The 13,914-nt window shown below is 60.3% G+C and carries 16 protein-coding genes; 15 read left to right on the forward strand and 1 reads right to left on the reverse strand.

Features of this window, described 5'->3' with window-relative positions; all coding sequences use genetic code 11:
* Positions 1-567: 567 nt before the first annotated feature.
* From rluC to KW841_RS20960, 3 genes are read left to right on the forward strand one after another with little or no spacing between them, the layout of a single operon-like run.
* Positions 568-1,530 (forward strand): 23S rRNA pseudouridine(955/2504/2580) synthase RluC, encoded by a 963-nt coding sequence (gene rluC, locus KW841_RS20950; RefSeq protein ID WP_095963753.1) that lies wholly within the window; start codon positions 568-570, stop codon positions 1,528-1,530.
* Positions 1,517-2,179 (forward strand): HAD-IA family hydrolase, encoded by a 663-nt coding sequence (locus tag KW841_RS20955; RefSeq protein WP_218479605.1) that lies wholly within the window; start codon positions 1,517-1,519, stop codon positions 2,177-2,179. Before rluC ends, KW841_RS20955 begins: the two co-directional genes overlap by 14 nt.
* A 24-nt stretch (positions 2,180-2,203) precedes the next feature.
* A complete protein-coding gene (locus KW841_RS20960) occupies positions 2,204-3,193 on the forward strand; it encodes a S49 family peptidase (RefSeq protein ID WP_218479606.1) in 990 nt (329 codons plus the stop codon).
* Between the two features lie 87 nt (positions 3,194-3,280).
* Here KW841_RS20960 and KW841_RS20965 read toward each other — a convergent pair whose 3' ends face one another.
* Positions 3,281-3,859 carry a nucleoside triphosphate pyrophosphatase gene (locus KW841_RS20965; RefSeq protein ID WP_218479607.1) on the reverse strand — a complete coding sequence of 193 codons (579 nt, stop codon included), beginning with the start codon at positions 3,857-3,859 and terminating at the stop codon, positions 3,281-3,283.
* A gap of 105 nt (positions 3,860-3,964) precedes the next feature.
* On the opposite strand from KW841_RS20965, the gene KW841_RS20970 reads away from it, so the two are divergent.
* The 12 genes from KW841_RS20970 (at position 3,965) to KW841_RS21025 (ending at position 13,847) form a co-directional block, all read left to right on the forward strand.
* Positions 3,965-4,492, forward strand: coding sequence for a YceD family protein (locus tag KW841_RS20970; RefSeq protein ID WP_007942001.1), 528 nt, complete (start codon positions 3,965-3,967; stop codon positions 4,490-4,492).
* Positions 4,493-4,505: 13 nt separating this feature from the next.
* Positions 4,506-4,688 (forward strand): 50S ribosomal protein L32, encoded by a 183-nt coding sequence (rpmF, locus tag KW841_RS20975; RefSeq protein WP_003179396.1) that lies wholly within the window; start codon positions 4,506-4,508, stop codon positions 4,686-4,688.
* 4 nt (positions 4,689-4,692) lie between these two features.
* Positions 4,693-5,703 (forward strand): phosphate acyltransferase PlsX, encoded by a 1,011-nt coding sequence (gene plsX, locus KW841_RS20980; RefSeq protein ID WP_102700898.1) that lies wholly within the window; start codon positions 4,693-4,695, stop codon positions 5,701-5,703.
* 125 nt (positions 5,704-5,828) lie between these two features.
* Complete coding sequence (fabD, locus tag KW841_RS20985) at positions 5,829-6,767, forward strand: ACP S-malonyltransferase (RefSeq protein ID WP_007977053.1); 939 nt, start codon at positions 5,829-5,831, stop codon at positions 6,765-6,767.
* A 16-nt stretch (positions 6,768-6,783) separates the two neighbouring features.
* On the forward strand, positions 6,784-7,524 hold the full coding sequence (gene fabG / locus KW841_RS20990) for a 3-oxoacyl-ACP reductase FabG (protein ID WP_007977052.1): 741 nt from the start codon (positions 6,784-6,786) through the stop codon (positions 7,522-7,524).
* 196 nt (positions 7,525-7,720) lie between these two features.
* Positions 7,721-7,957, forward strand: a complete 237-nt coding sequence (gene acpP / locus KW841_RS20995; RefSeq protein ID WP_003175607.1) for an acyl carrier protein — start codon at positions 7,721-7,723, stop codon at positions 7,955-7,957.
* A 109-nt stretch (positions 7,958-8,066) separates the two neighbouring features.
* Positions 8,067-9,311 carry a beta-ketoacyl-ACP synthase II gene (fabF, locus tag KW841_RS21000; RefSeq protein ID WP_218479608.1) on the forward strand — a complete coding sequence of 415 codons (1,245 nt, stop codon included), beginning with the start codon at positions 8,067-8,069 and terminating at the stop codon, positions 9,309-9,311.
* On the forward strand, positions 9,311-10,126 hold the full coding sequence (pabC, locus tag KW841_RS21005) for an aminodeoxychorismate lyase (RefSeq protein WP_218479609.1): 816 nt from the start codon (positions 9,311-9,313) through the stop codon (positions 10,124-10,126). The genes fabF and pabC overlap by 1 nt, the downstream gene beginning before the upstream one ends.
* A gap of 3 nt (positions 10,127-10,129) precedes the next feature.
* Positions 10,130-11,362, forward strand: coding sequence for an endolytic transglycosylase MltG (gene mltG / locus KW841_RS21010; RefSeq protein WP_218479610.1), 1,233 nt, complete (start codon positions 10,130-10,132; stop codon positions 11,360-11,362).
* 19 nt (positions 11,363-11,381) lie between these two features.
* On the forward strand, positions 11,382-12,014 hold the full coding sequence (tmk, locus tag KW841_RS21015) for a dTMP kinase (RefSeq protein ID WP_218479611.1): 633 nt from the start codon (positions 11,382-11,384) through the stop codon (positions 12,012-12,014).
* Entirely contained in the window at positions 12,007-12,993 is a 987-nt protein-coding gene (locus KW841_RS21020) for a DNA polymerase III subunit delta' (RefSeq protein WP_007977044.1), read from the forward strand. Before tmk ends, KW841_RS21020 begins: the two co-directional genes overlap by 8 nt.
* A gap of 68 nt (positions 12,994-13,061) precedes the next feature.
* Positions 13,062-13,847, forward strand: a complete 786-nt coding sequence (locus tag KW841_RS21025; protein WP_007977042.1) for a TatD family hydrolase — start codon at positions 13,062-13,064, stop codon at positions 13,845-13,847.
* Positions 13,848-13,914 lie beyond the last annotated feature (67 nt).

Consider the following 13,914-nt stretch of genomic DNA (forward strand, 5'->3'; position numbering starts at 1 on the left):
GCGACGTACGCGTCCTGCTTGCTGTGGCTACTTAAGCACTCAGTCAGGAGGAGGAATCAACCAGCGGCTGTGGACGAGATGAAGCGTCTGGAGAAAGCCTGTTGCTACACAGTCCGGCGGTTGTGCATCTCCACCCTACACGTATCCCTGATAATTCGGGTGCTGCCGCGCGCAGAATCCGCAGCGGGTTGGCATTTACCGTGAGCTCCGAAAGGGGAGGTCACGCATCATGGCTAATTTAGGCGTTGTTTCCGATGCCTTCGCTCGAGGTCATTCGCAGCTGACTGCACTTTGTGAACTGGCCGTGAATATGGCTCGCAAAACGAGTGGAAAACTCTGCTTTGTGGCGTGATTCAGGCCTCATGTCACCTGCGCTCGTTACACCTGCAAACTCCACCGTTACGTAGCGAAAGCCCCGTAGGACGGCCTCGCGTCCTGGTGAATTGCGTTGGTCAGGGCCGGTTTTTGACCGTTGGTCCGCTGTCCAGGCCGCTTTTGGCGGCGTTCGCGACTATAGCAGCAATGATTAAGTGCTTCAATTCCATAAAAATTGTTATCATCTGCGGCATGACGACGACTACCCCCCCGACTCCAGGCGTACAACTGCTTGAGGTCTCGCCGGAATATGCCGGCCAACGTATTGATAATTTCCTTCTCGCCCGGCTCAAAGGCGTGCCCAAGACCTTGATTTACCGCATTTTGCGCAAGGGCGAAGTGCGCGTGAACAAAGGTCGGATCAAGCCCGAGTACAAGCTGCAGGCGGGCGATATCGTGCGCGTGCCGCCGGTTCGCGTGCCTGAGCGCGACGAGCCGGTGCCACTGGCACAAGGCCTGCTGCAGCGGCTCGAAGCCTCGATTGTCTTCGAAGACAAGGCCCTGATCGTGATCAACAAGCCCGCCGGCATTGCGGTTCACGGCGGTAGCGGCCTGACGTTCGGGGTGATCGAAGCCTTTCGTCAGTTGCGCCCCGATTGCAAGGAGCTCGAGCTGGTTCACCGTCTCGACCGTGACACGTCCGGCCTGTTGATGATCGCCAAGAAGCGCAGCATGTTGCGCCACTTGCACACCGCGTTGCGTGGTGATGGCGTCGACAAGCGCTACATGGCGCTGGTCCGCGGCAACTGGGCGAGTTCGATCAAGCAGGTCCGTGCGTCGCTGGGCAAGAGCAATCTGCGCTCCGGCGAGCGCATGGTCGAGGTCGACGAGGAGGAGGGCAAGGAGTCCGTGACCGTGTTCAAGGTCCTGCGCCGCTTCGGCGACTTTGCCACCCTGATCGAAGCCAAGCCGATTACCGGCCGGACTCACCAGATCCGCGTGCATACCTTGCACGCCGGGCATTGCATCGCTGGCGACACCAAGTACGGCGAAGAAGGTTTCAGCAAGGAAATCCGCGATCTGGGCGGCAAGCGCCTGTTCCTGCATGCCTACATGCTGACCGTGCCGTTGCCTGATGGCGGCGAGCTGAAGTTGCAGGCGCCGGTCGACGAGATGTGGGCCAAGACTGTGGAGCGATTGAGTGCGCCCATCTGATTACAAGCTGCTGATCTTCGATTGGGACGGCACGCTGGCCGACTCCATTGGCCGGATTGTCGAGGCGATGCATGTTGCCTCCCGGCGCTCCGGTTTTGAACAGCGCGACGATTTTGCCGTCAAGGGCATCATCGGCTTGGGCTTGCCGGAAGCGATCCGCACCCTGTACCCCGAGATCGATGACGCCGAGTTGATAGCGTTTCGCGAGCACTACGCCGAGCATTACATTGCGTCGGAGGCCGAGCCTTCGCCGTTGTTCGAGGGTGTGGTCGAGTCGCTCGAGGCATTTCGTGCCGAGGGTTATCATCTGGCTGTGGCGACCGGCAAGGCCCGTCGCGGGCTGGATCGGGTGTTGAAAGCCCATGGCTGGGAGGATTACTTCGACATCACCCGTGCCGCCGACGAGACCGCCAGCAAGCCCCATCCGCTGATGCTCGAGCAGATTCTCGCGCATTGCGAGGTTCGCCCGGAGCAGGCATTGATGGTCGGTGATTCGTCCTTTGATTTGCAGATGGCACGCAACGCCGGCATGGGGTCAGTGGCCGTAAGCTATGGCGCTCAATCGATCGATGCGCTGAAGTTGTATGAGCCGCGACTGGCCATCGACCGTTTTTCAGAATTGCACGCCTGGCTGAGTCAGCAGGCTTAACCAGTTGTTTTTGGGGTGGACGGCATGACCGACGAATGGAAGGCGCCCGCCAAGGCGAGCGCAGAGAGCGGTGACGACAAAAGCTGGAAGCTGCTGGAGAAGACGCTGCTGGCCAGTGTGCAGGAGCAGCGGCGGTCCCGTCGCTGGGGGATTTTCTTCAAGTTGCTGACGTTTGTGTATCTTTTCGGCGTTATTGCACTGTTTTCGCCGCTGATGGATATGGAAAAGGCCGCTACCCTCAGTGCCAATTACACGGCGTTGATCGATGTGACAGGCATGATTGCCGACAAGGAACCGGCCAGCGCAGACAATATCGTTGGCAGCCTGCGCGCGGCTTTCGAGGACAAGAAGGTCAGGGGTGTCATCCTGCGCATCAACAGCCCGGGCGGCAGTCCGGTGCAGTCGGGTTATGTCTATGACGAGATTCGTCGCCTGCGCGGTCTGCATCCGGACATCAAGCTCTATGCGGTCATTTCCGACCTGGGGGCTTCCGGTGCTTACTACATCGCCAGCGCGGCGGATCAGATCTACGCCGACAAGGCGAGCCTGGTCGGCTCCATCGGTGTGACGGCGGCCGGATACGGCTTTGTCGGCACCATGGAGAAGCTGGGTGTCGAGCGTCGCACCTACACCTCGGGCGAACACAAGTCGTTCCTTGATCCGTTCCAGCCGCAAAAGCCGGAAGAAACCGCTTTCTGGCAGGGTGTGCTCGATACGACCCACAAGCAGTTCATCAACAGCGTCAAGCAAGGGCGCGGCGATCGCTTGAAGGACAAGGAGCATCCGGAGCTGTTCTCCGGCCTGGTCTGGTCCGGCGAGCAGGCGCTGCCGCTGGGGTTGATCGATGGGCTGGGCAATGCCAGTTCGGTTGCGCGGGATGTGATCGGCGAGAAAGAGTTGGTGGACTTTACCGTTCAGGAGTCGCCATTCGATCGCTTCTCGAAGAAGCTCGGTGCCAGCGTGGCTGAGCATTTGGCGATGTGGATGGGGTTTAACGGTCCGTCGTTGCGTTAAGCTGTTTTAAAGATCAAAAGATCGCAGCCTGCGGCAGCTCCTACACAGATCGCCTGTAGGAGCTGCCGAAGGCTGCGATCTTTTGCTTTAGGGTGTTTGCACGCCTTCGACCAGCAACATGTCGATCAAACGAATCAGCGGCAGACCGATCAGGCTGGTGGCGTCAGGCCCCTCGGTGCTGCGAAACAGGCTGACCCCCAGGCCTTCGGCCTTGAAACTGCCTGCGCAGTCGTAGGGCTGCTCGGCGTGCAGGTAGCGCTCGATGCGGGTCGCGTCGAGTGTGCGCATGTGTACGGTAAACGGCACGCAATCGACCTGGCAGTGCCCTGTACTGCTGTTGAGCAAGGCCAGGCCGGTCAGGAATGTCACGCTGGTGCCGCTGGCGGCCAGCAGTTGTTCGCGGGCTTTTTCGAAGGTGTGGGGCTTGCCGATTATCCGCTCTCCCAGCACGGCAACCTGGTCGGAGCCGATTATCAGATGAGCGGTATGGCTGGCGGCCAGGGCGCGTGCCTTCTCTTCGGCAAGGCGCTTGACCAGCGCGACGGCGGATTCGCCCGGGCGATGGCTTTCGTCGATATCCGGCGAACTGCAGGTGAATGGCAGTTGCAGGCGGGCCAGCAATTCCCGGCGATAGACCGAGCCGGAAGCGAGTAATAAAGGCAGCATGCGCATCTCCATAAGGCAGATGCGAATTCTAGCGAGGCTTCCAAGTGACGGACAGGGCTGAATTTCCTTTGACATGGGCGGGTGCATCCCTATAATGCTGCGCCTATGTTGAATGACCCGATTCCACCTCACGTTGACCCGCGCAAATTGGCTGATCGTGGCACCACCCTTCAAGGTGAAATGCTGCTGGCCGATTTGGAGAGACTCTGCGACCCGCTTTCCGACAATGTCGGTACGGTGCAGGCTAAATTCGTTTTTGAACGAGATGAACGTAAATCTGTGGTCATCCACAGCTTTATCGACACTGAAGTCAAAATGGTTTGCCAGCGTTGTCTTGAGCTGGTCACCCTGCCGATCCATAGCGAATGCAGTTACGCTGTGGTGAAGGAGGGTGCGAATACCCAGTCGTTGCCGAAAGGTTATGACGTGCTGGAACTGGGCGAAGATCCATTGGATCTGCAGTCACTGATCGAGGAGGAGCTTCTGCTCGCCTTGCCCATTGTGCCTGCTCATCATCCGGAAGAATGCCAGCAGCCGGCGGGAGCAGATGAGCCCGAACCGAGCGAGGACGAGGTAACGCGGTCCAACCCGTTCAGTGTATTGGCGCAGTTAAAGCGTGACCCAAACGTTTAGGAGTTAATCAATTATGGCTGTTCAGCAGAACAAAAAATCCCGCTCTGCCCGTGACATGCGCCGTTCGCACGACGCTCTCGAGGCTAGCACCCTGTCTGTAGAAAAAACCACCGGTGAAGTTCACCTGCGTCACCACGTATCGCCAGAAGGCGTATACCGTGGCCGTAAAGTGATCGACAAGGGCGCTGACGAGTAATCACTTGTCCGCTCAAGTCATCGCGATTGACGCAATGGGCGGGGACTTCGGTCCCCGCAGCATTGTCCAGGCCAGCCTTGCTTGCCTGTCCGCTACACCCTCGCTGCACCTGACCCTCGTCGGTCAACCCTCCCTACTTGAAGAATTGATCGCTGGCCATTCGGCTGTGGATCGCGCGCGCCTGTCGATTGCTCCGGCGAGCGAAGTCATCGGCATGGACGAAAAACCCGCCCAAGCCTTGCGAGGCAAGCCCGACTCATCGATGCGCGTGGCCCTTGAGTTGCTGCGCGATGGTAAAGTCCAGGCCTGTGTCAGTGCCGGCAATACCGGGGCGCTGATGGCGTTGTCGCGCTTCGTGCTCAAGACCCTGCCGGGCATTGACCGTCCGGCCATGGTGGCGGCGATCCCGACACAAAAGGGTTACTGCCAATTGCTCGACCTGGGTGCCAACGTCGATTGCAGTGCCGAGCATCTGTTGCAGTTTGCGGTCATGGGCTCGGTGGCGGCGGAGACGCTGGGCATCAGCCGCCCACGGGTGGCGTTGCTGAATATCGGCACCGAAGACATCAAGGGCAATCAGCAGGTCAAGCTGGCGGCGACTTTGTTGCAAGGCGCCCGGGGCATCAATTACATCGGCTTTATCGAGGGCGACGGTTTGTACCGTGGCGAAGCGGATGTGGTGGTGTGTGACGGTTTTGTCGGCAACATCCTGCTCAAATCCAGCGAAGGCCTGGCGACCATGATTGCCGGGCGCATCGAGGCGCTGTTCAAGAAGAGCCTGGCCTCACGTGCGGTCGGTGCACTGGCGCTGCCGTTGATGAAGCGTCTGCAGGCCGACCTGGCGCCTGCCCGGCATAACGGCGCGAGCTTTCTCGGCTTGCAGGGGATTGTGGTGAAGAGCCACGGTTCTGCAGGGGTCCAGGGTTTCCAAAGCGCCATTTCGCGCGCCATGATCGAGATTCAGGAGAATCTTCCCGAGCGCCTGCACGGTCGTCTGGAGGATTTGTTGCTTTAGGCGTTTTCGTCGGACAATGCTTAAATGTGACCGCTTGGTTCGATGGGCCATCCAACTGTCAGTTTCTTGCGTCCCCAAAGCGGGGCGCCAATTCTCCGACGACAAGATCATTAGGGGCTTGTTACATGTCTGCTTCCCTCGCATTCGTCTTCCCGGGACAGGGTTCGCAGTCCCTCGGCATGCTGGCCGAGCTGGGCGCACAACATCCGGTTGTCCTTGAAACATTCAAAGAAGCTTCCGATGCACTGGGTTACGACCTGTGGGCACTGACCCAGCAAGGGCCGGAAGAGCAACTCAATCAAACCGATAAAACCCAACCGGCCATTCTGACCGCCTCGATCGCCCTGTGGCGTCTGTGGCTGGCCGAAGGTGGTGCACGTCCGGCCTACGTCGCCGGGCACAGCCTGGGTGAATACAGCGCGCTGGTGGCAGCGGGCAGCCTGAGCCTGGGCGACGCGGTGAAACTCGTCGAGCGTCGTGGCCAGCTGATGCAGGAGGCCGTCCCGGCCGGGCAGGGCGGCATGGCCGCCATCCTCGGTCTGGATGATGCCGACGTACTGGCCGCCTGTGCCGAAGCGGCGCAAGGCGAAGTGGTCAGTGCGGTGAACTTCAACTCCCCTGGCCAGGTGGTCATCGCCGGTGCCAAGGCTGCGGTCGAGCGCGCCATCGAAGGCTGCAAGGCGCGTGGTGCCAAGCGCGCCATGCCGCTACCGGTCAGCGTGCCGTCCCACTGCGAGCTGATGCGTCCGGCTGCCGAGCGTTTCGCCGAATCGATCGCCGCGATCAACTGGCAGGCGCCACAGATTCCTGTGGTCCAGAACGTCAGCGCCGAAGTGCCGGCCGATCTGGAAACCCTCAAGCGTGATCTGCTCGAACAGCTGTACAAGCCCGTACGCTGGGTCGAATCCGTACAGGCGCTGGCTGCCAGGGGCGCGACCAATCTGGTCGAGTGCGGCCCGGGTAAAGTGCTGGCCGGTCTGAACAAGCGTTGCGCCGAAGGCGTATCGACATCCAACCTCAATACCCCAGACGCTTTCGCTGCCGCCCGTGCAGCGTTGGCCTGAATCAGGAGAAGCTTGCATGAGTCTGCAAGGTAAAGTTGCACTGGTCACCGGTGCAAGCCGTGGCATCGGCCAGGCTATCGCCCTGGAACTGGGTCGTCAGGGCGCCATCGTTGTCGGTACCGCGACTTCCGCGTCGGGTGCCGAGCGTATTGCCGCGACCCTGAAGGAAAACGGTATTCAAGGCACCGGCCTGGAACTCAATGTCACCAGTGACGAGTCGGTGGCGGCGGTCCTGGCGAGCATCCAGGAGCAGTTCGGTGCGCCGGCGATCCTGGTCAACAATGCCGGTATCACCCGCGATAACCTGATGATGCGCATGAAAGACGACGAGTGGCACGACGTTGTCGATACCAACCTGAACAGTCTGTTCCGCCTGTCCAAGGGCGTTTTGCGTGGCATGACCAAAGCCCGTTGGGGCCGAATTATCAGTATTGGTTCGGTTGTGGGTGCCATGGGCAACGCAGGCCAAGTAAACTACGCTGCCGCCAAGGCCGGTCTGGAAGGTTTCAGCCGTGCATTGGCGCGTGAAGTCGGTTCGCGTGCGATTACGGTAAACTCGGTGGCCCCAGGGTTCATCGATACCGATATGACCCGTGAACTGCCCGAGGCGCAGCGTGAAGCCTTGCAGACGCAGATTCCGCTGGGTCGTCTGGGGCAAGCTCAAGAGATCGCGTCCGTGGTCGCTTTTCTTGCGTCGGACGGTGCGGCTTACGTTACCGGAGCTACAATCCCGGTGAACGGCGGGATGTACATGTAATTCAAATGTGACGGATTGCTTCAAAAAAATGTCATACGAGCTGTCTAAAATCCGTTATAAAGCTGCAATCTATTTATAGGCAGAGGGTCACCGGGTTCGAGGAGTGAAGCTTTCAGTTGAAAAGCTGAAAAGCCTTTCTATACACTTACCCACTGGCCAGCTGCCTGAATTTGTCCATTAGGAGTGAAAACAAGGTATGAGCACCATCGAAGAGCGCGTCAAGAAAATCGTTGCTGAGCAACTGGGCGTTAAAGAAGAAGAAGTGGTCAACACTGCTTCCTTCGTTGAAGACCTGGGTGCCGACTCCCTTGACACCGTTGAGCTGGTGATGGCTCTGGAAGAGGAATTCGAGACCGAAATCCCTGACGAAGAAGCCGAGAAGATCACTACTGTACAAGCTGCAATCGACTACGTTACTAGCCACCAGGCGTAATAGTTTGTAATCGTTGCTCGCTGTCATGGAAAAACCGCACTGCCATCATGGCGTGCGGTTTTTTCTTTAGGCCTGATGCAAAGTCGTCATTTGAAAAAAGGAGAGTGCTGTGTCGCGTAGACGCGTCGTAGTCACCGGTATGGGTATGTTGTCGCCACTGGGCACGGATGTGCCGAGCAGCTGGCAGGGCATTCTGGCTGGCCGCAGTGGCATTGGTCTGATCGAACACACCGACCTTTCTGCCTATTCCACCCGTTTTGGCGGCTCGGTAAAGGACTTCAATGTCGAGGAATACCTGTCGGTCAAGGAAGCCCGCAAGCTCGACCTGTTCATTCAGTACGGTCTGGCCGCAGGTTTTCAGGCGGTACGCAATTCCGGTCTGGAAGTCACCGACGCCAACCGTGAGCGTATCGGCGTGGCCATGGGCTCGGGTATTGGCGGTCTGACCAATATCGAAGAAACCAGCCGCACCCTGCACGAGACCGGCCCACGGCGGATTTCCCCGTTCTTCGTGCCAGGCTCGATCATCAATATGATTTCCGGTTTCCTGTCGATCCATCTGGGGGCACAGGGACCTAACTACGCCATCGCCACGGCCTGTACCACTGGTACCCATTGCATTGGCATGGCAGCCCGCAACATCATGTACGACGAAGCCGACGTGATGATTGCCGGCGGCGCCGAGATGGCAGCCTGCGGCCTGGGCATGGGCGGCTTCGGTGCCTCGCGCGCGCTGTCTACCCGCAACGACGAGCCGACCCGCGCCAGCCGTCCATGGGACAAGGGCCGTGACGGCTTCGTGCTGTCCAATGGTGCCGGTGCACTGGTTCTGGAAGAGCTGGAACACGCCAAGGCCCGTGGTGCGACCATCTACGCCGAGCTGATCGGCTTCGGTACCAGTGGCGATGCCTACCACATGACCTCACCGCCAGCCGATGGCGCGGGTGCTGCCCGCTGCATCACCAATGCGCTGCGCGATGCGAAGATCAATGGCGATCAAGTGCAGTACATCAACGCCCACGGCACGTCGACTCCCGCAGGCGATCTCGCTGAAGTCAATGCGATCAAGTCGGTGTTCGGCGAGCATGCCTACAAGCTGGCCGTCAGTTCCACCAAGTCCATGACCGGTCACCTGCTGGGTGCGGCGGGCGCGGTCGAGGCGATCTTCAGCGTGCTGGCGATCAACAGCCAGGTAGCGCCGCCGACCATCAACCTCGATGAGCCGGATGAAGGCTGCGACCTCGATTTCGTGCCGCACACCGCGCGCAACATGGATATCGATGTGGTCGTGTCCAACTCCTTCGGTTTTGGTGGCACCAATGGCTCGCTGGTGTTCCGCCGGTTCGCAGGCTGATGGACAGCTGGGTCGACGGTCAGCCGGCTGACGCTCTGTCGCTGAAGGATCGCGGCCTGGCTTATGGCGATGGTCTGTTCGAGACCATCGCCGTGCGCAACGGGCAGCCCGTGTTGCTGGAGCGGCATCTGTCGCGTCTGGCGCATGGTTGTTCGCGTCTGGCGCTTGCTGCCGATCAGGAATTGATCCGCAGCGAACTGCTGGCCTACGCCGCCGCATTGGGTGACGGGGTGCTCAAGCTCATTCTCACCCGCGGCGACGGTCTGCGCGGTTACGCTCCCGATCCTTCGGCCCGGGCCCGACGCATTCTGCAAGGCAATCCACCTGCAGCCTATGCTGCCGCGCATGGCGAGCAGGGTGTTCGTCTGTTTCCCTGCACCACGCGATTGTCCACGCAGCCATTACTGGCCGGCCTCAAGCACCTCAATCGACTTGAACAAGTCCTGGCCCGTGCCGAATGGCAGGACACCGAGCATGCCGAAGGCTTGATGCTCGATCAGGCCGGGCGCGTGATCGAGGGCGTGTTCAGCAATCTGTTCCTGGTGCGTGACGGTGTGCTCATCACGGCTGATCTCAAGCGCTGCGGCGTGGCCGGCGTGATGCGTGCCGAACTATTGTTCCAGGCCAAGTCGCTGGGAATCCCCACGCAAATCACCGACATCCCCCTTGAACAGCTGCAATGGGCTGACGAAGTGTTTGTCTGCAACAGCGTGTATGGTATCTGGCCGGTGCGTGCCTATGCTGCTCTTCACTGGCCGGTTGGGCCGCTCACCCGTAAACTCCAAACCATTGCCCGTGTGCTACTGGATGCTTGATACGTGAGACGTAAACTCTTGCTGCTGCTGGAAACCGGAGTGGTTCTGGCAGGGCTGCTGATGGGTGCTTCAGCCTGGAAAATTCATTCGGCGCTGGTACAGCCGCTGAACATTGCCCAGGAACAATTGCTGGATGTGCCCAAGGGCACCACGCCGACCCGCACCTTCTACCGACTCGAAGCCAATGGCGTCATCAAGGACGCCTTCTGGCTGCGCGTGTATTGGCGCTTCAATCTCGCCAAGCAACCCCTGCACAGCGGTGAATACCGCATGAAGCCGGGCATGACCGTCGAGGGCCTGATCGACCTGTGGAAACGCGGGGAAATGGTTCAGTACAGCCTGACCCTAGTCGAAGGCTGGAATTTCCGCCAGGTGCGCGCAGCACTGGCCAAGGAAGAGAAGCTCGATCATAGCCTCGCCGGTTTGAGCGATAGCCAGGTCATGGACAAGCTCGGCCACACCGGGATTTTTCCGGAAGGGCGCTTCTTCCCTGACACCTATCGTTACGTGCGCGGCATGTCCGATATCGAGCTGCTGAAAACCGCCTACGACCGCCTAGACGAAGTACTCGCCAGGGAGTGGGAGCAGCGCGCTGCGGATGCGCCGTACACCGAACCCTATCAAGCGCTGATCATGGCCTCGCTGGTCGAAAAGGAAACCGGCGTACCACAGGAGCGCGGGCAGATTGCCGGCGTGTTTGTGCGGCGGATGGCGATGGGCATGTTGCTGCAGACCGACCCGACGGTGATCTATGGCCTCGGCGACCGCTACAGCGGCAAGCTGACCCGGGCTCACCTCAAGGAATCGACGCCTTATAACACCTACATGAATGCGGGCCTGCCACCGACGCCGATTTCCATGGTCGGTCGCGAAGCCATTCATGCGGCGCTCAATCCGGTGGAGGGCAACAGCCTCTACTTCGTGGCGCGCGGTGATGGCACTCACGTGTTCTCCGACGACCTGGATGCCCACAACAATGCCGTGAAGGAGTTCCAGCTCAAGCGTCGCGCCGATTACCGCTCCAGCCCGGCGCCCACTGCCACGCCAGAGACAGCGCCGACCCAGACTGAGCAAAACGGTACGCAGGAGGCCAAGGCTTCGCAGGAGCTGGCACCGATCCCGGCCGCTTCACCGAACACGGCACCCGAGGCGCTGCCGCAAGTGCCGGCGCAAGATCCTGCGCCAGCTCCTGAAACACCGGACCCCGATGCAAGCGCACCGAAAAGCCCGCAATGACTCTGATTAAGGACTGCCTGTGACTGGCTTGTTTATTACTCTGGAAGGCCCGGAAGGCGCCGGCAAGAGCACCAATCGCGAATACCTGGCCGAGCGCTTGCGCGCCGCCGGCATCGAAGTGGTGTTGACCCGCGAGCCGGGGGGCACGCCGTTGGCCGAGCGCATCCGTGAAGTGCTGTTGACTCCGGTCGACGAAGTCATGAACCCGGATACCGAGTTGCTGTTGGTGTTCGCGGCGCGTGCCCAGCACCTGGCTGAAGTGATTCGCCCCGCGCTGGCCCGCGGTGCCGTGGTCTTGTGTGATCGTTTTACCGATTCGACTTACGCCTACCAGGGCGGCGGCCGTGGTTTGTCGCTTGAGCGCATCGCGGCTCTGGAAACCTTCGTTCAAGGCGATCTGCGCCCTGACCTGACACTGATTTTCGATCTGCCTGTCGAGGTCGGCCTGGCCCGCGCCAGCGCACGCGGCCGCCTGGATCGCTTCGAACTCGAAGGCCGGACCTTTTTCGATGCCGTACGTCATGCGTTCCTCACGCGGGCCAAGGCGGATCCGGCGCGTTATGTGCTGGTCGATGCGGCCCAACCGTTGGCACAGGTTCAGCAATCGCTGGATGCCTTGTTGCCGCGCCTGCTGGAGTTGAACCGTGGCTGAGGCCTATCCGTGGCAGGAAAACCTCTGGCAGCACCTGGCGGGTCGCGCGCAGCATGCGCACGCCTACCTGCTGCATGGCCCGGCCGGGATCGGCAAGCGGGCACTGGCCGAACGCCTGATGGCCAGCTTGCTGTGCCAGCGCCCGACGGCGCTGGAGGCCTGCGGCGAATGCAAATCCTGCCTGTTGCTCAAGGCTGGCAGCCACCCGGATAACTACATCCTTGAACCGGAGGAAGCCGACAAGGCGATCAAGGTCGATCAGGTTCGTGATCTGGTCGGTTTCGTGGTGCAGACCGCGCAGTTGGGCGGGCGCAAAGTGGTGCTGATCGAGCCGGTCGAGTCGATGAACATCAACGCCGCCAACGCCTTGCTCAAGAGCCTCGAAGAGCCGTCCGGCGATACGGTTTTGTTGCTGGTCAGCCATCAGCCGAGCCGTTTGCTGCCCACCATCAAGAGTCGCTGCGTGCAGCAGGCCTGTCCGCTGCCGGGCGAGGCCATGAGCTTGAAGTGGCTGGCCCAGGCGTTGCCGGAATGTTCCGAAGAGGAGCGCGTCGAGTTGCTGACGCTGGCCGCAGGTTCGCCACTGGCGGCGGTCAATCTCCAGGCCCAGGGTGTGCGTGAGCAGCGTATGCAAGTCGTGGAAGGGGTGAAGAAACTCCTCAAGCAACAGCAGTCGCCGACGCAACTGGCCGAAGAATGGAAAAACATTCCGATGTTGCGCCTGTTCGATTGGTTCTGCGACTGGTCGAGCCTGATCCTGCGCTATCAATTGACCCAGGACGAAGCCGGCCTCGGCCTGGCCGACATGCGCAAGGTCGTGCAATACCTGGCGCAGAAAACCGCCCAGGGCAAAGTCCTCGATATCCAGGACTGGATTCTCGCCCAGCGACAGAAAGTCTTGAGCAAGGCCAACCTCAATCCGGCCTTGCTGCTGGAGGCCTTACTGGTGCAATGGGCGTCGCTGCCTGCCCAAAGATGACTGTCTGCGCCTAGAATTCATCAGTACACCCGACCGTCCCACCCATTCGATGTAAGTTGCAGCCCTTTATGCTCGTAGATTCCCATTGTCACCTCGATCGCCTCGACCTGGCCGCCCACGACGGCTCCCTGGATGCTGCCCTGGATGCCGCCCGACAGCGCGGGGTCGGGCACTTTCTGTGTATCGGTGTCAGCGCGGACAACGCGGCCGACGTCAAAGCCCTGGCCGAGCGTTATGACGACGTCGACTGCTCGGTGGGCGTGCACCCTCTGGATGTACAGCCCGGTGCCGCGCCGGCGCTGGACTGGCTGTTGCAGGAGCTCAATCACCCGCGTGTGGTCGCCATCGGCGAAACCGGCCTCGATTACCACTACGAGCCGGAAGCGGCGCAGTTGCAGCAGGAATCCTTTCGCCTGCACCTGCAAGCGGCGCAGCAGACCGGCAAACCGGTGATCATCCACACCCGCGGGGCTCGCACCGATACCCTGGACTTGCTGCGCGAAGCGGCACTGCCCCAGGCGGGCGTATTGCACTGCTTTACCGAAGACTGGGAAATGGCGAAGGCCGCGCTGGACATGGGCTATTACATTTCCTTGTCCGGGATTGTCACTTTTCGCAATGCCGATGCGTTGCGCGACGTGGCCAGCAAGGTGCCGGCCGACCGGTTGCTGGTGGAAACCGACTCGCCCTACCTGGCGCCGATTCCCCATCGCGGCAAGCCAAATCTGCCGCAGTACGTGCGTGAAGTAGCGGAATTTCTGGCAATGTTGCGTGGTGAACCCTACGAGCGGTTTGCCGAGCAGACCACGGCCAATTTCAAGCGGCTGTTCCCGCTGGCGCACGTAAAAGGTTAAATCGCAGGCAAAAAAAACCCGGGTTCTGGGGGGTGAATCCGGGTTAAGACCATTAGGAGTAAAACAA

The sequence above is a fragment of the Pseudomonas sp. PDM28 genome (assembly GCF_019219115.1).
Lineage (GTDB): Bacteria > Pseudomonadota > Gammaproteobacteria > Pseudomonadales > Pseudomonadaceae > Aquipseudomonas > Aquipseudomonas laurylsulfatiphila.